Origin of the sequence: Streptomyces sulphureus DSM 40104, from assembly GCF_000381025.1 — a bacterium.
GTDB classification, from domain to species: Bacteria; Actinomycetota; Actinomycetes; order Streptomycetales; family Streptomycetaceae; genus Streptomyces; species Streptomyces sulphureus.
Genome location: NZ_KB905833.1, coordinates 1 through 17,383, shown reverse-complemented (window position 1 = coordinate 17,383; position 17,383 = coordinate 1). Strand labels below are relative to the sequence as shown.

Annotated in this window: 14 protein-coding genes; 9 read left to right on the top strand and 5 right to left on the bottom strand. The window is 71.9% G+C overall.

Annotation, left to right across the window (positions count from 1 at the left end; genetic code table 11):
* The first annotated feature begins 23 nt into the window (after nucleotides 1-23).
* The 7 genes from F603_RS0130915 (at nucleotide 24) to F603_RS34515 (ending at nucleotide 9,157) form a co-directional block, all read left to right on the top strand.
* Entirely contained in the window at nucleotides 24-1,052 is a 1,029-nt protein-coding gene (locus F603_RS0130915; RefSeq protein WP_019549796.1) for a nucleoside triphosphate pyrophosphohydrolase, read from the top strand.
* A gap of 142 nt (nucleotides 1,053-1,194) precedes the next feature.
* Nucleotides 1,195-1,917, top strand: a complete 723-nt coding sequence (locus tag F603_RS0130910; RefSeq protein ID WP_019549795.1) for a lysoplasmalogenase family protein — start codon at nucleotides 1,195-1,197, stop codon at nucleotides 1,915-1,917.
* Nucleotides 1,918-2,812: 895 nt separating this feature from the next.
* On the top strand, nucleotides 2,813-4,087 hold the full coding sequence (locus F603_RS34880) for a cytochrome P450 family protein (RefSeq protein ID WP_106431441.1): 1,275 nt from the start codon (nucleotides 2,813-2,815) through the stop codon (nucleotides 4,085-4,087).
* Nucleotides 4,088-4,451: 364 nt separating this feature from the next.
* Entirely contained in the window at nucleotides 4,452-5,384 is a 933-nt protein-coding gene (locus F603_RS0130900; RefSeq protein WP_026328870.1) for a transglycosylase family protein, read from the top strand.
* Nucleotides 5,385-5,637: 253 nt separating this feature from the next.
* Complete coding sequence (gene eno / locus F603_RS0130895) at nucleotides 5,638-6,918, top strand: phosphopyruvate hydratase (protein ID WP_019549792.1); 1,281 nt, start codon at nucleotides 5,638-5,640, stop codon at nucleotides 6,916-6,918.
* A 120-nt stretch (nucleotides 6,919-7,038) separates the two neighbouring features.
* Nucleotides 7,039-7,509, top strand: coding sequence for an FtsB family cell division protein (locus F603_RS0130890; RefSeq protein WP_019549791.1), 471 nt, complete (start codon nucleotides 7,039-7,041; stop codon nucleotides 7,507-7,509).
* Nucleotides 7,510-7,582: 73 nt separating this feature from the next.
* Nucleotides 7,583-9,157: a DUF501 domain-containing protein gene (locus F603_RS34515; protein ID WP_019549790.1), complete on the top strand. Its 1,575-nt coding sequence runs from the start codon at nucleotides 7,583-7,585 to the stop codon at nucleotides 9,155-9,157.
* Nucleotides 9,158-9,206: 49 nt separating this feature from the next.
* Here the strand turns inward: F603_RS34515 and F603_RS0130880 are convergent, their stop codons facing one another.
* From F603_RS0130880 to F603_RS0130870, 3 genes are all read right to left on the bottom strand, one after another.
* Nucleotides 9,207-9,425 carry a type II toxin-antitoxin system RelE family toxin gene (locus F603_RS0130880; RefSeq protein ID WP_051096445.1) on the bottom strand — a complete coding sequence of 73 codons (219 nt, stop codon included), beginning with the start codon at nucleotides 9,423-9,425 and terminating at the stop codon, nucleotides 9,207-9,209.
* A complete protein-coding gene (locus F603_RS33235) occupies nucleotides 9,422-9,745 on the bottom strand; it encodes a type II toxin-antitoxin system prevent-host-death family antitoxin (protein WP_051096443.1) in 324 nt (107 codons plus the stop codon). Before F603_RS33235 ends, F603_RS0130880 begins: the two co-directional genes overlap by 4 nt.
* 95 nt (nucleotides 9,746-9,840) lie before the next feature.
* Nucleotides 9,841-10,710 carry a class II glutamine amidotransferase gene (locus F603_RS0130870; RefSeq protein WP_019549787.1) on the bottom strand — a complete coding sequence of 290 codons (870 nt, stop codon included), beginning with the start codon at nucleotides 10,708-10,710 and terminating at the stop codon, nucleotides 9,841-9,843.
* Between the two features lie 521 nt (nucleotides 10,711-11,231).
* Between F603_RS0130870 and F603_RS0130865 the strand changes: the two genes are divergently transcribed.
* Nucleotides 11,232-12,641: an NAD(P)/FAD-dependent oxidoreductase gene (locus F603_RS0130865; RefSeq protein ID WP_019549786.1), complete on the top strand. Its 1,410-nt coding sequence runs from the start codon at nucleotides 11,232-11,234 to the stop codon at nucleotides 12,639-12,641.
* A 286-nt stretch (nucleotides 12,642-12,927) separates the two neighbouring features.
* The gene (locus F603_RS0130860) at nucleotides 12,928-14,244 is read left to right on the top strand and encodes an SAM-dependent methyltransferase (protein WP_019549785.1); all 1,317 of its coding nucleotides are present in this window, start codon (nucleotides 12,928-12,930) and stop codon (nucleotides 14,242-14,244) included.
* 54 nt (nucleotides 14,245-14,298) lie between these two features.
* Here F603_RS0130860 and F603_RS0130855 read toward each other — a convergent pair whose 3' ends face one another.
* Together F603_RS0130855 and F603_RS0130850 are read right to left on the bottom strand one after the other, a co-directional pair.
* Nucleotides 14,299-16,842: an ABC transporter permease gene (locus F603_RS0130855; RefSeq protein ID WP_019549784.1), complete on the bottom strand. Its 2,544-nt coding sequence runs from the start codon at nucleotides 16,840-16,842 to the stop codon at nucleotides 14,299-14,301.
* Between the two features lie 48 nt (nucleotides 16,843-16,890).
* Nucleotides 16,891-17,383, bottom strand: a 493-nt coding sequence (locus F603_RS0130850; protein ID WP_019549783.1) for an ABC transporter ATP-binding protein, incomplete at its 5' end; no start/stop codon positions are given.

Below are 17,383 nucleotides of genomic sequence, written 5' to 3'. Positions count from 1 at the left end.
TGGCGACGCAGTAGGTTCGTACCGTGAACGCGAACCGAGAGGACGCGCGGGCGCCGCACCCGCCCCGCGCGTCAGCAGCCACCGAGGTGCCGTCGAGCGGCCGCATCGTCCTCCTCACCACCAGCCACCGAGTCGCCCCCGGGCTCCTCTCCTGGCCGGCGTGGCAGGCCCTGCGCACAGCCGACCTCGTCCTGAGCCCCGATCCGCACCACCCCCAGCTTCCGTACGTCCGCGAGGCCGGCGTCGTCGTGGAGGCGGGGAACACCGTGGAGCCGCGCGCGCTGATGGAGGCGTGCGCCGGCGGGCGGAGTGCGGTGGTGCTGGCGGCGGCCGAGGGGGAGCCCGAGCTGACGCAGGGGCTCGCGGCGCTCGCCGGCTCCGGCCGCGAGGAGATGCCGGAGCTGGAGCTGCTCCCCGGTGCGTACGACCTCCCCGGCGCCCGCCTCCTCGATCTCGTCCAGATCATGGACCGCATCCGCCGCGAGTGCCCGTGGACGGGCCGCCGCACCCACGAGGACCTCCTCAAGTACGGCGTCGAGGAGATATACGAGCTCGTCGAGGCGATCGAGGAGGACGACCGCCCCGCCGTACTCGAGGAGTTGGGGGACGTCCTCCTCCAGGTCGTCTTCCACGCCCGCATCGCCGAGGACCACCCGGAGCAGCCCTTCGCGGTGGACGACGTCGCCGGGGCCCTGGTCGAGAAGCTCGTCCGCCGCCACCCGCACATCTTCTCCGAGGCGGTCGTCACCGACGCGGAGGAGGTCAAGGCGCAGTGGCTGGAGGCGAAGGCCGAGGAGAAGCAACGGAGATCGGTGACGGAAGGGGTGCCGATGGGGCAGCCGGCGCTCGCCCTGGTCGGGAAGCTCGCGGGGCGTGCGCGGGCCGCCGGTGTGGTGGTCCCCGAGGTCGTGGGCGAGGGGATCGGCTACGAGCTGCTGGCCCTCGCCCTGCGCGCCGAGGCGTCGGGCGTCGAGCCCGAGACCGCCCTGCGCGCCGCCGCGCGCACCTATCGGGACGCCATCCTCGCGGCCGAGGGCGTGGAGGTCGTGTGAGCCGCGCCACCCGGCAATTTCGCAGCGGTGGCGGCGCCTTGAAGGCCCCGGGCCTCTGCGTGCCGGCTTCACGAGCGCGTACCGGAATGCGTCGTACACGCACCGTTGACCGGACGTCGGCGAGCGGCCCACACTGCCGGCCATGGTGAACCTCCTCGCAGCCCCGCGCGGTCTGCGCGTCCGGGCGAGGTCGTGCGCGGAGCTGCTCTCCCGTCCCGACGGCCGGGGCAGCGACGCCCTCGTCGCCTACGGCCTCCTCTCGGCCGTGGATCTCTTCGCCACTGCGCGCTACCACCGCGGCCCGCAGCGCGCGGCGAAGCCGCTGCTGATGCCGGCGCTCGCGGTGCATGTGCTGCGCCGGCGCCGTCACCGCGAGGAGCCGTATCCCGCCGCGCTCCTCGCCGGTCTCGCCTGCGCCACCGCCGGGGACACCGCGCTGCTCCGCGACGACCGCCGCCCCGCCTTCCTCGCAGGCATGGCGGCCTTCCTCGGCACCCAACTCAGCTACACGGCAGGTATGGCGAAGGCCGGAGGGGCACGCGGCCTGCGCGCCCGTCCCGCCCTCGCCCTCGCCTGCGCCGCCGGGTGGGCCGCGGCCAACGGAGCACTCCGCAAGAGCCTCGCCCCCGAACTCCGCGCCCCCGTCGCCGTCTACAGCCTCGCGCTCGCAGCGATGGGCGCGACTGGCCTCGGCGTCGGCGGCCGCACCGCGGTCGGCGCTACCGCCTTCGTCGGCTCCGACCTCCTCATCGCCCTCCAGGCCGCGGGCCGCCGCTTCCCGGGCCAGGACGTCCTCGTCATGGCCGGCTACCTCCTCGGCCAGTACCTCATCGCCACGTCCTGGAACCAGCCCGTACCGTCGTAAGGTGCACGACGAGACTCCCCCCATCGCAAACCCCGCCCGCCCCGACGGCCGCCCGGCACCGACCCGGCCACCCGGCGACCGGCACGGCCCCGCCCGTCCGCCGCTGCCCGAGGAGACCCGCTCGACGGGGACGCGGCGTCCGGGAGTCCATGGCGAGGAGCCGGCCGACCGTGCGTCGGCGTCCGGCGCATCCACCGGGCCGACGAACGGGACACGCACCGTCCCGGGGCTCCGCGCGGCGGCTCCGGGCCATGAGGACGGGTCGGGCGGAGCCCGCACCCCGGGCGCGCGGGAGGCGCAGGCGGGCGCGGCCTGCAACGCACCGTCGTCCGACGGCAGTTGTGCACAAGGCGACGAGGAGACCGCCGGCGCGTCCGTCTTCGGTGCTGTGTCGGAGGGCAGCGCCGTGAGCGGCACTCATACCGCGCCGGGGGGTGCTGCTCGCAACTTCGCGCGGTCCAGCGGCGGTTGGTCGGACGGGGAGGAGTGGGCCGACGACGTCTCCGCGTCCGAGGGCCATGACGTCGATGCCGAACACGCAAGGCTCAGCGACGAGCCCGACGGCGCCTCCGCCCCAGGCCCCGTACCGGCGGGCGGCGCCGTGAGCGGCGCCCGTACCGCCCCGCCGTCCGACGAGCACGCCGGCGAGCGACCCACCATCCCCGACCCTGCACAGGCGCCCGAAACCCGCAGCACCCGCCCGCCCGGCCCCGACCTCCCCCTCGTCGAGGCGCGCACCGAAGCTGCTCCCGCGTCCGGCGCCGCCACCGCCGGAGCTTTCAACGCCCCGCCCCCCACGGCCCGTTGCCCGCACGCCGGTGACCGGACGTCCGCCCCGAGCCCCCGCCCCGACCCCAGCGACGCGCCTCCGGACGGACCTCCCGCGCCCCCGCCGATGCCCCCTCTCTTCGACTGGCGCTTCGCCTCCGACCCGTACCCCGCCTACGCCTGGCTCCGCGAGCACGCCCCGGTGCATCGGACGACGCTGCCGAGCGGCGTCGAGGCATGGCTCGTCACCCGCCACACGGACGCCCGCGCCGCCCTCGCGGAGCAGCGGCTCAGCAAGAACCCGGGCAGGCACAGCGAGTCGGCGCACGACAAGGGGAAGGTGGGCATCCCCGGTGAGCGAGGCGCGAACCTCATGACGCACCTGCTCAACATCGACCCGCCGGACCACACGCGTCTCCGCCGCCTCGTCTCCCAGGCGTTCACGCCGCGCCGCGTCGCCGCTTTCGCGCCCCGAGTGCAGGCGCTCGCCGACGAGTTGATCGACGCGATCCTGGCCCGTCGCGAGCCGGGCGCACCCGTCGGAGAGGCCGACCTCATCCACGAGTTCGCGTTCCCCCTCCCGATCTACGCCATCTGCGACCTGCTCGGCGTCCCCGCCCAGGATCAGGACGACTTCCGCGACTGGGCGGGGATGATGCTGCGCCACGGCAACGCGCCCCGCGGCGGCGTCGGCCGCGCGGTGAAGAAGATGCGCCGCTACCTCGCCGAACTCATCCACCGCAAGCGCGAGTTGCTGCCCCCGCAGCCGGCCGCGGACGAGGACCTGATCTCCGGCCTCATCCGCGCCTCGGACCACGGCGAGCACCTCACGGAGAACGAGGCGGCGGCGATGGCGTTCATCCTGCTCTTCGCCGGCTTCGAGACGACGGTCAACCTGATCGGCAACGGCACCCTCGCCCTCCTGCGCCACCCCGAGCAGCGCGCCCTCCTCCAGGGGGCGGTCGAGCGCGGCGGCCCGCAGGACGAGGCGCTGCTCGCCCGCGCCGTGGAGGAGCTGCTCCGCTTCGACGGCCCGGTGGAGATGGCCACTTGGCGCTTCGCCACGGAGCCGCTGGTCCTCGGAGGCGCACGGATAGCGGAGGGCGACCCCGTCCTCGTCGTCCTCGCCGCCGCCGACCGCGACCCCGAGCGCTTCGAGTCCCCCGACGCGCTCGACCTGACGCGCACCGACAACCAGCACCTCGGTTACGGCCACGGCATCCACTACTGCCTCGGCGCCCCGCTCGCCCGCCTGGAGGGCCGCACCGCCCTCGCCACGCTCTTCCGCCGCCTCCCCGCCCTGGAGTTGGCGACGCCCCCGGACGAACTCCGTTGGCGCGGCGGCCTGATCATGCGCGGTCTGCGCACTCTTCCGGTCACCTACCGAGCGGACCCGGACTGACGCAGACGCACTACGACGGCGGACGGTCGGACGCGTAACGACGCCCAACGCACCGCACGCACAGGCACGTTCGAGCGGCACGGCGGGCCGGAAGCCCCGGCCGCCGACCCTTCCGCGGGGACCGGAGGCCAAGCTGTGCGACCATCGACACGGCGCCGAGCCGACGGCCCCGCCGCCGCCCGTGCACCGGGCGGCGGGCCAGGGGACGCGGCATCCGCCCGCGCCTCTCCTCCCGTCGTCACGCGGCGTCTGACCTCCCGTCATGGAGCGTGACCGTCGCGTGATGCAGGCGACATTGGCTTGTGATGTCGAGGATTGGCGGCTACGTTCGGCGCCGTCCCCGAGTCCTTACGAGAGGTTCTCCATGCGCGCTGGGAACGGCCGTCACAGACGACCCCGCCAGGCCCCTGCTCTGCTCGTCACCGCAGGGGTGACGGGAGCGGGCATCGCCATGCCCCTCCTCGGCGCCACGAGTGCGCAAGCGGCCGACGCCGGCATCTGGGACCGCGTCGCCGAGTGCGAGAGCGGCGGCCTGTGGAGCGCCAACGAGCAGAACGGCCACTACGGCGGCCTCCAACTCAGCCTGGAGACCTGGCAGGGGTACGGCGGCACCGCATACGCGCCGCGCCCCGACCTCGCCAGCCGGAGCCAGCAGATCTCCGTCGCCGAGCGCGTCCTCGACGACCGCGGCCCCGACGCCTGGTCCTCCTGCGCCGAGCGCTCGGGCCTCACGGACGAGCAGACCCGGGACCCCGAAGTCACCCCCGGCGACGAGGCAGAGCAGGACGACTCGACCGGCGACCGCACGCAACCGTCCCCCGGCGACACCGCGAGCCCCGTGCCCGACGACGAGCCCGACGGTTCCGACCGCGACCGCTCGTCCGACAACGGCTCGCACCGGGGCACCCCGGAGCCGTCCGAGACACCCGCCGCACCCGGCGAGGGTTCGGGCAAGCACCGCAAGTCTCCTGAAAACGGCGCGGGCTCCAACACGCCTGGCACACCGGGCAGTCCGGTCAACCCGGATGAATCCTCGGACACCTCCGCCCCCGACGACCGCTCCGGCCGCGACACCGGCCACGCCGACCGCGGTGAGCGTGCGGACGGCCCCGGCCACCCCTCGCGCGACGGCGGACCCGGCGGCAGGGGCCACGAGGTGCGCGCAGGCGACTCCCTCTCCGCCATCGCCGAGCGCCACCAAGTCGAAGGCGGTTGGCCGGAGCTGTACGAGCGCAACCGCCAAGTCGTCGGCTCCGACCCCGATCTGATCCGCCCCGGCCAGCACCTCAGCTTCTGACCACAGCGGGCGCCGGTCGGGACGACCGGCGCCGCGTTCCCCGGCAGCGCACCGCCACGCGCGTAGGCCGGCACGACGGCGCAGTCGACGCACATCCGACGGCGCCCACACTCACCGGAGCACGCCCGCGCACGGCGACCCGAGCGCGCGAGCGCCCGGCGAGGAGCGCGACACGGACGGCCCGCGGAGTCGGCCCCCCTGGGACGGTTAGGCTCAGGGGGGCAAAACCCAGACACACATGAAGGAGACTCACGTGCCGTCCATCGACGTCGTCGTAGCCCGCGAGATCCTCGACTCGCGAGGCAACCCCACGGTCGAGGTCGAGGTCGGCCTCGACGACGGCAGCACCGGCCGTGCTGCCGTGCCGTCCGGCGCCTCGACCGGCGCCTTCGAGGCCCTTGAGCTGCGTGACGACAACCCCAACCGCTACGCGGGCAAGGGCGTCGAGAAGGCCGTCCTCGCGGTGATCGAGCAGATCGGCCCCGAGCTCGTCGGCTACGACGCCACCGAGCAGCGCCTCATCGACCAGGCGATGTTCGACCTCGACGCCACGGCCGACAAGTCCTCGCTCGGCGCCAACGCGATCCTCGGCGTCTCGCTCGCCGTCGCGCACGCCGCCTCCGAGGCGTCGGACCTCCCGCTCTTCCGCTACCTCGGCGGGCCCAACGCGCACCAACTCCCTGTCCCGATGATGAACATCCTCAACGGCGGCTCGCACGCGGACTCCAACGTGGACATCCAGGAGTTCATGATCGCGCCGATCGGTGCCGAGTCCTTCTCGGAGGCGCTGCGCTGGGGCGCCGAGGTCTACCACGCGCTGAAGAGCGTCCTGAAGGAGCGCGGCCTCTCCACCGGACTCGGCGACGAGGGCGGCTTCGCACCCAACCTCGGCTCCAACCGCGAGGCCCTCGACCTGATCATCGAGGCGATCCAGAAGGCGGGTTACGACGCGGGCCAGGACGTCGCGCTGGCGCTGGACGTCGCCGCCTCCGAGTTCTACAGCGACGGCGTCTACGACTTCGAGGGCGAGAAGCGCTCGGCCGCCGAGATGACCGAGTACTACGAGCGGCTCGTCACCGACTACCCGCTCGTCTCCATCGAGGACCCGCTCTTCGAGGACGACTGGGCCGGCTGGGCCGTCATCACCGAGAAGCTCGGCGACAAGGTCCAGCTCGTCGGCGACGACCTCTTCGTCACCAACCCCGAGCGCCTCGCCCGCGGCATCGAGGAGAACACCGCCAACTCGCTGCTGGTGAAGGTGAACCAGATCGGCTCGCTCACCGAGACCCTCGACGCCGTCGAGCTCGCCCAGCGCAACGGCTTCAAGTGCATGATGTCCCACCGCTCCGGCGAGACCGAGGACGTCACCATCGCCGACCTCGCCGTCGCCACCAACTGCGGCCAGATCAAGTCCGGTGCGCCCGCCCGTTCCGAGCGCGTCGCCAAGTACAACCAGTTGCTGCGGATCGAGGAGATCCTCGACGACGCCGCGGTCTACGCCGGCCGCTCGGCGTTCCCCCGCTACAAGCGCTGACCGCAGGACCGACCGGCGCTCGGTTCCGTACGTCCCCGCCGCCGTTCCCGTACGGTGACGGGGACGTACGACTGCGCGAGCTGACACCCGCAGTCGAGAGACGGGCGACAGGAGAGGAACGTGCCAGCCGATCGGTTCTCCACCGCGACCAGGCTGAGGGCGCTCGGCAGCCAGGCGGCCGAGCGCGTCTACCGCGCCCAGAGCCGCCGCATGCGCACACCGCCGGGCAGCAGGCTCACCGGCAGGGCGGCGGTGCTGGCGCTCGTCCTCTGCTCACTCGTCGTCGTCCTCGCCTATCCCGCCCGGCAGTACGTCACGCAGCGTTCGCAGATCGCCGACCAGCGGCAGCAGGCGCAGGAGGCCCGCGAGGAGGTCAAGCGCCTCCGCGAGGAGCGCGCCCGCTGGCACGACCCGGCCTACGTCGAGCAGCAGGCCAGGCTCCACCTCCACTACGTACGCCCGGGCGAGACGGGCTACGTCCGCCCCGACGGCTCCGCCGACGACACCCGAGACGGCGACGAGGGCCCCGCCGACCGCCCCTGGTACCAGAACCTCTGGCGCAGCATCGACCTCTCCGACTCGGACGGCTGACGCACCCGACGGCCCTCCGGTCGCTGCCCGTAGGCTCTGCCAGGTCCGCGCCCGCGCCGAGAAGAGACCACGCATGGAAACGCCTCCGCCCACCACCGAGCACACCGCACCGACCGAGGCGGACGTCTGCGCCTTCAGGGAGCAGTTGGGCCGTCCGCCACGGGGCCTGCGCACCATCGCGCACCGCTGCCCCTGCGGCCTGCCGGACGTCGTCGAGACGGCGCCGCGCCTGGAGGACGGCACTCCGTTTCCCACCACCTACTACCTCACCTGCCCTCGCGCCGCGTCCGCCATCGGGACGCTGGAGGCCAACGGCGTGATGCGCGAGATGACTTCGCGCCTCGCCGAGGACCCCCGACTCGCCGCCGCCTACCGGGCGGCGCACGAGGACTACCTCGCCAGGCGCGACGCCATCGAGGAGCTGAAGGGCTTCCCCAGCGCCGGCGGCATGCCGGAACGCGTCAAGTGCCTCCACGTCCTCGTCGCCCATTCCCTCGTCGCAGGCCCCGGCGTCAATCCCCTGGGCGACGAGGCGCTCGCGATGCTCCCCGAGTGGTGGCGCAAGGGCCCCTGCGTCACGTGCGCGCCGTCCGACGAGCCCGCACACGCCCGGGACAGCACCCCGACCGGCGCCCCCGATTCCGCAACGGCGCAGGCAGCGTCAGCAGCGGACGGCGGGGCGATCCGCGCCGCCGCAATCGACTGCGGCACCAACTCCATCCGTCTCCTCGTCGCCGACATCGACCCGGCGACCGGCGAACTCACCGACCTCGACCGGAGGATGGAGATCGTCCGACTCGGCCAGGGCGTCGACCGCACCGGCCGCCTGGCCCCCGAGGCGCTGGAGCGGACCTTCGCCGCCTGCCGCCGGTACGCCGCGGCGATCGAGGAGTTGGGTGTGGCGAGGGAGCACCTCACGTTCGCCGCGACGTCGGCCTCGCGGGACGCCGAGAACCGGGCCGAGTTCGTCAGCGGCGTCCTGGAGATCCTCGGCGTCGAGCCCGAGGTGATCACGGGCGAGCAGGAGGCGGAGTTCTCCTTCACCGGCGCGACGCGGGAACTCTCGGCGCCCGGTGCCGACGTCCCCGACGCGGCGAAGCCGTACCTCGTCGTCGACATCGGCGGCGGCTCGACGGAGTTCGTCGTCGGCACCGACTCGGTGACCGCCTCCCGCAGCGTCGACATCGGCTGCGTCCGTCTCACCGAGCGCCACCTCACCCGGGACGGCGAGGTCACCGAGACCCCCTCCCTCGCCCAGATCCAGGCGATCCGCGCCGACATCGAGTCCGCGATCGACCTCGTCGAGGAGACGGTCCCCCTCTCCGAAGCCCGCACCCTCGTCGGCCTCGCCGGCACGGTCACCACCCTCGCCGGCCTCGCCCTCGACCTCGACAGCTACGACCCGTCCGCCATCCACCACTCCCGCATGACGTACGCACAGGTCCAGGAGCTCACCGGCCGCCTCCTCGCAGCCACCCACGACGAACGCGCCGCCCTCCCCGTCATGCACCCGGGCCGCACCGACGTCATCAACGCCGGCGCCCTCGTCCTCCAGACGATCATGGAACGCACCGGCGCGGAGGAGGTCGTCGTCAGCGAGCACGACATCCTCGACGGCTTGACTTTCGCGGCGGCCGAGGCGCGGTAGGGGGCGGGTGCTTCACCGCCGGGGTGGTGAAGCACCCCGGCCGATGTTTCTACAAGTTGCGGTACACCTCGCGCCGGTTGCCTACCTTGACGACGAGAATGACGAGTTCACCGTCATTCACCTGGTAGGCGATTCGGTAGTTATCGACCCTGAGACAGTAAAGCTTTGAAGTGCCGGTGAGCTTCTCGACGTCAACGCCTTCCCGGTACGGGTCGTCCCCGCGGGCAGTCAGCGCGGTGAGGAGGCGCATGGCATCGGGTTGACTCACGGACCGTAGCTGCCGCCGTGCCGCTGCGGTGAACCGAAACGCATACTTCGTGCCGAGTCTTCGCGCTCTTCGGCGAACAGCTCCGCCAGCAGCTCGGGCATTGTCACGGTAGGGCCGCCTTCGGCGAGTACCGCCTCAGCTTCTTGCGCCAGCATCAGGTCGGCCGCTTCCTCCAGCGCTTCGAAGTCGGCGATCGGTACTACTGCCGCCACGGCGGCGCCATTACGCGTGATCACCGTCGGTGTGCCTGCCTCGGCTTGATTGATCCGCTCCGCGAGGTGTGCGCGGGCTTCCCGTACGGACACAGTGCTGTCAGTCATGGGTTCAGTGTTCGCAGACTGGTGTACACAGACCAGTGGGTAACAGGGGGCACGTCCTCGCATCGCACGCCCCCACCGCTCGCCGAGCCCGCCCCTCACCCCGCCGCCTGCGAGGCCGCCGCCTCGGCGCCCAGGTCGGCCGCGGTGAGCCGGTGCGCGGGGCCCCGGCGGAGGATGCGGGTGCTGCGGGTGGTCAACTCGGGGCCGACGTGGAGGAGTTCGCCGGGTTCCAGGAGGCGCCAGCGCGGGTCGTCGTCCATGCGCTCGCTCGCCACGACGACGGAGGGCGCCGCCGCGAGTGCGCTGGAGTTGACCCGCATGCGCCCCGCGGTGCCGCGGTGCTCGAGTTCGCGGCCGCGGTGGGTCTCGTCGACGGTGCGGGGCAGGACGTAGAGGCCGTGGGTGTCGGGGTAGCGGAGCGCCCACAGCTCACGCGGTGTGGTGAGGACGAAGTTGAGCGAGTAGACGGGGAGTTGGGCCGCCACCCAGCTCGCGGCCGCGGTGATCCCCGCCGCGACGTCCCCGCTCCTGGCGTGGGTCTCGCGGCTGACGAGTGCAAAGAAGCGCTCCGAGTCGGTGTCCCCGTGCACCCGGTTCCGGTCGGCGCCGAGGTGTGCGTCGAGTTCGTCGAGCCCCTCGATCACGCCGTTGTGGGCGAAGAGGCGGCCGTCCTTGAGGAAGGGGTGGGTGTTGCTGCGGGTCAGCTCCCCCGTCGAGGCGTAGCGGACGTGCGCGAGGAACGTCGTGGAGGTGACGTCGTTGGCCTCCTCGGCGAAGTGCCGGTCCTCGTAGGCCGCGAGGGGTGCTTTGTGGAGGTGCGGGTGGTCCTCGGCGTCGTAGAAGCCGAGGCCGGTACCGTCCGGGTCGCGGCGGCTCTGGGTGCTCAGGCTGTCGGGCGCCTGGAGCAGCCAGAACGTGGCGCGGCGGCGGTGAGGGGCGCTGCTGAGGGCGAAGAGACGGCACATCAGGGCCTCCGGTGCGGGTGCTGCTGGGGGACGTCATCCTCCCGCCCGGTCGGGCTTCCACGTGGTACGGACGCAGGTGGGAAGGCTCGTGCCGTGCGGAGCGGGCCCCAAGTACCGCCCTGCGGACCTCACTTGAGCAGCCGCGCACTCTGCTGATAGGGATGAGCGGACACGGCGCGCCGCCCCGTGGAAAAGTCTTCGTGAACTTCTTCACATGGAAGACCGCCCGTGAGGGGCGGTACCGAGAGTCCGGAACGGCCCCGACTCTCGCTTCGTCCGGATCTCACGAACGGCCTCGACGCTTCGACGGTGTTTCCGTACCGTGAACGCGAACCCCCCGAGGCTGATGTGTTCGCGATAAGCGCAGCTCAAGGCCGGGTGTGAACGCACCGCCCGGCCGTCTGGTTCCCGTCGGGGCCTGTGGGGTCGGTCACGGGGGCGCGTAGTGTAACAGAGGTGCTGCGGGTGCTTGTGAAGACCCTCACGAGGTCCCCCAGGGGGTCGGGTGGATACTCGGATCCATGAGCACCACGGAGCGTCCCCGAATCCTCGTCGTAGGCGGCGGGTACGTCGGTCTGTACGCAGCGCGCCGCATCCTCAAGAAGATGCGGTACGGCGAAGCGACCGTCACGGTCGTCGACCCGCGCTCGTATATGACGTACCAGCCCTTCCTCCCCGAAACCGCTGCCGGCAACATCTCGCCCCGCCACGTCGTGGTTCCGCTGCGACGCGTGCTCGGAAAGGCGGAGGTCCTCACCGGTCGGGTCTCCTCGATCGACCAGGACCGCAAGGTCGCGAAGATCGCGCCCTCCGTCGGTGAGGCGTACGAGCTGCCCTTCGACTACCTCGTCGTCGCCATGGGCGCCGTCTCGCGCACCTTCCCCGTCCCCGGTCTCGCCGAGCACGGCATCGGCATGAAGGGCGTCGAGGAGGCGATCGGTCTCCGCAACCATGTGCTCGCGCAGCTCGACAAGGCCGACTCCACCACCGACGAGGAGGCTCGCCGCCGGGCGCTCACCTTCGTCTTCATCGGCGGCGGCTTCGCCGGCGCCGAAACCATAGGCGAGATCGAGGACATGGCGCGCGACGCCGCCTCGTACTACCCCAACGTGAAGCGCGAGGACATGCGCTTCATCCTCGTCGACGCGGCCCCCGGCATCCTTCCCGAGGTCGGCCCGAAGCTCGGCGAGTGGGGACTTACGCACCTCAAGAAGCGGGGCGTCGAGGTCTACCTCGGTACCTCCATGGACTCCTGCGTCGGCGGCCACGTGGTTCTCAAGAACGGCCTCGAAGTGGACTCCGACACCCTCGTGTGGACGGCGGGCGTCAAGCCGAACCCGGTGCTCTCCGAGTTCGGGCTGCCGCTCGGGCCCAAGGGGCACGTGGACGTCGGCACCGACCTCCAGGTGAAGGGCACCGACTACATCTGGGCCGCGGGCGACAACGCGCAGGTCCCGGACCTCGCCTCGGGCAAGGAGGGTGCCTTCTGCCCGCCCAACGCGCAGCACGCGCTGCGGCAGGCGAAGGTCCTCGGCGACAACGTCATCTCCGGGCTGCGCGGCTTCCCGCAGGGGAAGTACAAGCACCACAACAAGGGCGCCGTCGCCGGTCTCGGGCTCCACAAGGGCGTCGCGCTGATCGCCGTCGGCAAGCGCAAGATCAAGCTCAAGGGCCGTCTCGCCTGGTACTTCCACCGCGCGTACCACGGCATGGCCATGCCGACCATGAACCGCAAGGTGCGGGTCTTCGCCGACTGGACGCTCGGGATGTTCCTCAAGCGCGAGGTCGTCTCGCTCGGCGCCGTCGAGACCCCGCAGAAGGAGTTCTACGAGGCGGCCGCACCGGTCACCGCCGCGGCCGAGGCCAAGTCGGCCGAGGCCGCGCAGACGGTCGCCCCCCAGCGCGGCGAGGCGGAGAAGGCCAGCGCCTGACCGTCCGTCACGCCGTCCGCCTCCTGGGGCGAGCGGTCGGGAACAACCGCACAAGCGCGCTCGATCGAGGGGCGTGGGCCATCCGTGGGGCCCGCGCCCCTCGCCGCTTTCCTGCTGCGGGCGGGGGCGCCGGACGTGCGGCTGCACCAGCCGGGTGCGAGCGGGGGCGAGGGGTGCGCCTGCGTTCCCCGCGGCACAACTTCCGTGCACAGTGGGCATATAAATCCCCCGCACCGTGTTGGATGTACGGGGAATCCACCCCTTCATTCCACGGAGGTGTGTCCACATGGCCGACGCCGCCTCGCGGCTCGTCGCACTCGCCGAAGAACTGCTCGGCAACCAGCTCCCCGTCCGCGTCAGGGCGTGGGACCGCAGCGAGGCCGGTCCGCCCGGCGCCCCCGTCGTGGTGATCCGGCATCGGCGGGCGCTTCGCCGCCTCGTCTTCAAGCCCGGCGAACTCGGCCTCGCCCGCGCCTGGGTTGCCGGCGAGATCGATGTCGAGGGCGACCTCTACGAAGCGCTCGACCTGCTCGCCGGGATGATCTGGGAGAAGGAGGAGAGCGCGCCGTCCTTCGGCCCTCTCGACTTCCTCCGCGACCCCGGTCTCCGCTCCGCAGCCGCGGAGTTCGCCAAGCTCGCCGGTCCCGGGCTGCCGCCGCCACCGCCGCGGGAGGAAGCCCGCAGGCGCACCGGGCTGCGCCACACGCTCAGCCGCGACCGCAAGGCGATCAGCCACCACTACGACGTGGGCAACGAGTTCTACGAGCTGGTACTGGGTCCCAGCATGGTCTACTCCTGCGCCTACTGGCAGGACGGCGGCACCCTGGAGAAGGCCCAGCACGACAAGCTCGACCTCATCTGCCGCAAGCTTGCGCTCCGTCCGGGCCAGCGGCTCCTCGACGTCGGCTGCGGGTGGGGCGGGCTCGTCGTGCACGCGGCCCGCGAGTACGGCGTCACCGCCGTCGCCGTCACGCTCTCCGAGGAGCAGGCGGTGTACGCGCGCAAGAAGGTCGCGGAGGAAGGGCTCGCCGAACAGGTCGAGATCCGGGTCCAGGACTACCGCGAGGTGAAGGACGGGCCGTTCGACGCGATCGCGTCCGTCGGCATGGCCGAGCACGTCGGCGCCGCACGCTACCGCGAGTACGCCGCCGACCTCCACGCGCTCCTCGTCCCCGGCGGCCGCCTCCTCAACCACCAGATCGCGCGCCGTCCGCTGGAGGACGAATCCGCGTACGAGGTCGACGAGTTCATCGACGCGTACGTCTTCCCCGACGGCGAGCTGGCGCCGGTGGGCCGGACGGTCGGGCTGCTGGAGGACGCCGGGTTCGAGGTGCGGGACCTGGAGTCGATCCGCGAGCACTACGCGCTGACGCTCCGCGCCTGGGTGCGCAACCTCGAAGCCGACTTCGCGCGCGGCGTCCGCCTCACCTCGCCGGGCAGGGCCCGCGTCTGGCGGCTCTACATGGCGGCCTCGGCGCTCTCCTTCGAGCGCAACCGGATCGGCGTCAACCAGCTCCTCGCCGTCCGCACGCCGGAGTCCGGCGCGTCCGGCCTGCCGCTGCGCAGCCGGGAGTGGCGGGCGGACGCCTCGGCGACGCCCTGACGCGGCACGGCCCGGTGGCCCCCGCGGGAGCCACCGGGCCGTGCACGGCGCGGGTCACTCGCTCTTGATCGCCTCCAGCATGTTCAGCCGCGCGGCACGACGGGCCGGCCACACCGCGGCGAGTACCCCCACCACCGCGGAGAGCAGCAGGAAGAGGCCGAGGCTGTCCCAGGGGAGTACCAGCTCGTAGGCGTCGAAGCCCTGGCTGACGATCGCTCCGCCGACGGCCCAGGCGAGGAAGACGCCGAGCAGTATGCCGAGCACGCCGCCGAAGAGCGAGATCACCACCGACTCCAGCCGGACCATCCGCTTCACTCCCCGCCGGTCGAGTCCGATCGCGCGGAGCATGCCGATCTCCTGTCCGCGCTCGTAGACGGACATCGCCAGCGTGTTGACGACGCCGAGCACCGCGACGAGCACCGCCATCGCGAGGAGGCCGTAGAGCACGTTGAGGACGATGGAGATCGTCTGCGAGATCGACTCGGAGATGTCCTCGCGGTCCTCGACGAGGAGCGCGGGGTTGCCGCCGAGCGCCCGCTCGATCGCCGCCTTGGTCTCGTCGTCGGCACCGTGCGCCGCCTTCACCATGACCTGCATGTCGACGGGCTTCGCCAGGTGCGGGGTGAGGACGCGGTTGTCGATCATCATGCCGCCCACGGCCTGGTTGCCCTTGTAGACGCCGCCGACGGTCAACTCCTGCTTCGCGCCGTCCTCGTAGGCCACCTCGAAGGTGGAGCCGACGTCCCAGCCGTTGCTCTCGGCCGTCTTCTCCTCGACGACCACGCCCGGCTTCCTCGTGTCGCCCAGCCCCGACCAGGACCCGGCGGTGAAGTCGGCTGCGACGAGTTCGCCGATGGAGCGCCCGTCGACGCCTGTGACGTAGCGCGTCTCGTCGTCGATCTCGACGGAGGCGCTGCGCATCGGCGAGGTCGCGGTCACCTCGTCGAGCGAGGAGAGCTTCTGCTCGACGTCGGGGGAGAGGGGGTTGTAGTTGGCCATGGAGACCGAGTAGTCGGCCTTGAGCGAGGCGGTGGCCATCTTGTCGATCGCCTGCTGGGCGCTGCCCGCCACCACCGTGAGCCCGGTGATCAGCGTGAGCCCGATCATCAGCGCGGACGCGGTCGCCGCCGTACGGCGAGGTGTGCGGACGGCGTTGAGGCGCGCAAGCTTGCCGCTCACCCGGAACAGGCGCAGCACCGGAGCGGAGAGCGCGATCAGCGGACGGGACAGCAGCGGCGTCAGTACGAAGACGCCGACCACGAGCAGCACCGCGCCGACGGCGAGCGGCATCTTGCCGTCGTCGAGCGACCGCGAGAACAGGACGAGCGCACCGCCGGCGGCGGAGAGGAGCGCCCCGAGCGTGTTCCGTACCAGGAGCCCGCGCTTGGAGCTGGGGACGTACTGGCTGCCCATCGCGGCGACCGGAGGGATGCGCGCCGCGCGCCGGGCCGGGAGCCACGCCGCGAGGACCGTCACCAGCATCCCGACGAGAAGCGCGGTCGCGACCGTGCCGCCGGTCACCACCAGCGGGCCTTCCGGCATCCCGCCGAGCGAGCCGGCGAACGACCGCAGCGCGGCGGCGATCCCCACGCCCGCACCCAGTCCGAGCACGGCGGCGACGAGCCCGACGGCCAGCGCCTCGAACCGCACGGCACGCGTCACCTGCCGCCGGCTCGCGCCCACGGCCCGCAGCAGCGCCAGCTCCTTGGTGCGCTGTGCGACGAGCATCGTGAAGGTGTTGACGATGATGAAGACGCCGACGAAGAGCGCGATACCGGCGAACGCCAGCATCGATGTCTTCATGCTCGACATCTGCTCATCGATCATCTGGGCCTCGTCGTCGGCGAGCTGCTTGCCCGTCACCGCCTCGAACCCCTTGGGGAGCAGCGGCTCCGCACGGGACTTCAACTCAGCCTGGGAGACGCCCGATTCGGCCTTCGCGCGGACCTCGGTGTACTCGCCGGGCTCGGTGAAGAGCTGCTGCGCCGTGCGGTTGTCGAAGAGGACGAGCGTGCCGCCGGCCGCCACGTTGCCGTCGTCGGTGCGGAAGACGCCCGTGACGCGCTCCTTGCGGACCGGACCGTCGACCGACATCACCACGGTGTCGCCGACGCGGTAGCCCGTGCGCTCCGCCGTCTTCTCGTCGAGCGCCACCTCGCCGCCGCGCTGCGGGGCGCGTCCGTCGGCCATCGGGTAGCGGGGATCGGTCTTGTCGGCGCCGCTCGGGTAGTAGTTGGCGCCGCGCGTCTCCCAGCCGTCGCCGACGAGGTCGCGGTTCTTGTCGGCGAGGGCGGCGAAGCCGGAGGCGACGCCCGTCGCGGAGGAGACGCCGTCGAGGCGCTCGACGCGGTCGAGGGTGCGCTGGTCCAACGAGGGCGGTGCGCCGCCGAATTCGTCCCGGTCGGACGACGCGTCCTCGCGGATCGAAAGGTCGACTTCGGAGAGCGCGCTCTGGGAACTCTTCTCGAAGGCTTGCGAGATCGTCGAGGTGAAGACCATGGTGCCGGAGACGAACGCGACGCCGAGGAGGACGGCGAGCACGGTCATCAGCAGCCTGGCCTTGTGCGCAAGAACGTTGCGCAGGGCGGTGCGGAGCATGGGGGAGTCCTGGATTCCGTTCGGTTGCGGTCGCTGCGGGCGCTGCGCTCAGCTCTCGCTGCGGGGCGCCGACTCGTTGCGGGTGTCGAGGGTTTTCATGCGTTCGAGGACGGCTTCGGCGGTGGGAGCGGCGAGGTCGTCGACGATGCGTCCGTCCGCGAGGAAGACCACACGATCCGCATACGCCGCAGCGACCGGATCATGCGTCACCATCACCACCGTCTGCCCCAACTCCCGCACCGAACTCTGCAAAAACCCCAACACCTCCGCACCCGAACGCGAATCCAAATTCCCCGTCGGCTCATCCCCGAAAATAATCTCCGGCCGCGACGCCAACGCCCGCGCCACCGCCACCCGCTGCTGCTGCCCACCCGAAAGCTGCCCCGGACGATGACGCAACCGATCCCCCAACCCCACCGTCGCTACCACCTGCTCCACCCACGCCCGATCAGGCTTCCGCCCCGCAATATCCATCGGCAACGTGATGTTCTCCCACGCCGACAACGTCGGCAGCAGATTGAACGCCTGAAAAACAAACCCC

Bases quoted from the DNA above. Each gene is read 5' to 3' on its own strand.
- F603_RS0130910 (WP_019549795.1), top strand. From the start codon at position 1,195: ATGGTGAACCTCCTCGCAGCCCCGCGCGGTCTGCGCGTCCGGGCGAGG.
- F603_RS34880 (WP_106431441.1), top strand. From the start codon at position 2,813: ATGCCCCCTCTCTTCGACTGGCGCTTCGCCTCCGACCCGTACCCCGCC.
- F603_RS0130900 (WP_026328870.1), top strand. From the start codon at position 4,452: ATGCGCGCTGGGAACGGCCGTCACAGACGACCCCGCCAGGCCCCTGCT.
- F603_RS34515 (WP_019549790.1), top strand. From the start codon at position 7,583: ATGGAAACGCCTCCGCCCACCACCGAGCACACCGCACCGACCGAGGCG.
- F603_RS33235 (WP_051096443.1), bottom strand. From the start codon at position 9,745: ATGACTGACAGCACTGTGTCCGTACGGGAAGCCCGCGCACACCTCGCG.
- F603_RS0130870 (WP_019549787.1), bottom strand. From the start codon at position 10,710: ATGTGCCGTCTCTTCGCCCTCAGCAGCGCCCCTCACCGCCGCCGCGCC.
- F603_RS0130865 (WP_019549786.1), top strand. From the start codon at position 11,232: ATGAGCACCACGGAGCGTCCCCGAATCCTCGTCGTAGGCGGCGGGTAC.
- F603_RS0130860 (WP_019549785.1), top strand. From the start codon at position 12,928: ATGGCCGACGCCGCCTCGCGGCTCGTCGCACTCGCCGAAGAACTGCTC.
- F603_RS0130855 (WP_019549784.1), bottom strand. From the start codon at position 16,842: ATGCTCCGCACCGCCCTGCGCAACGTTCTTGCGCACAAGGCCAGGCTG.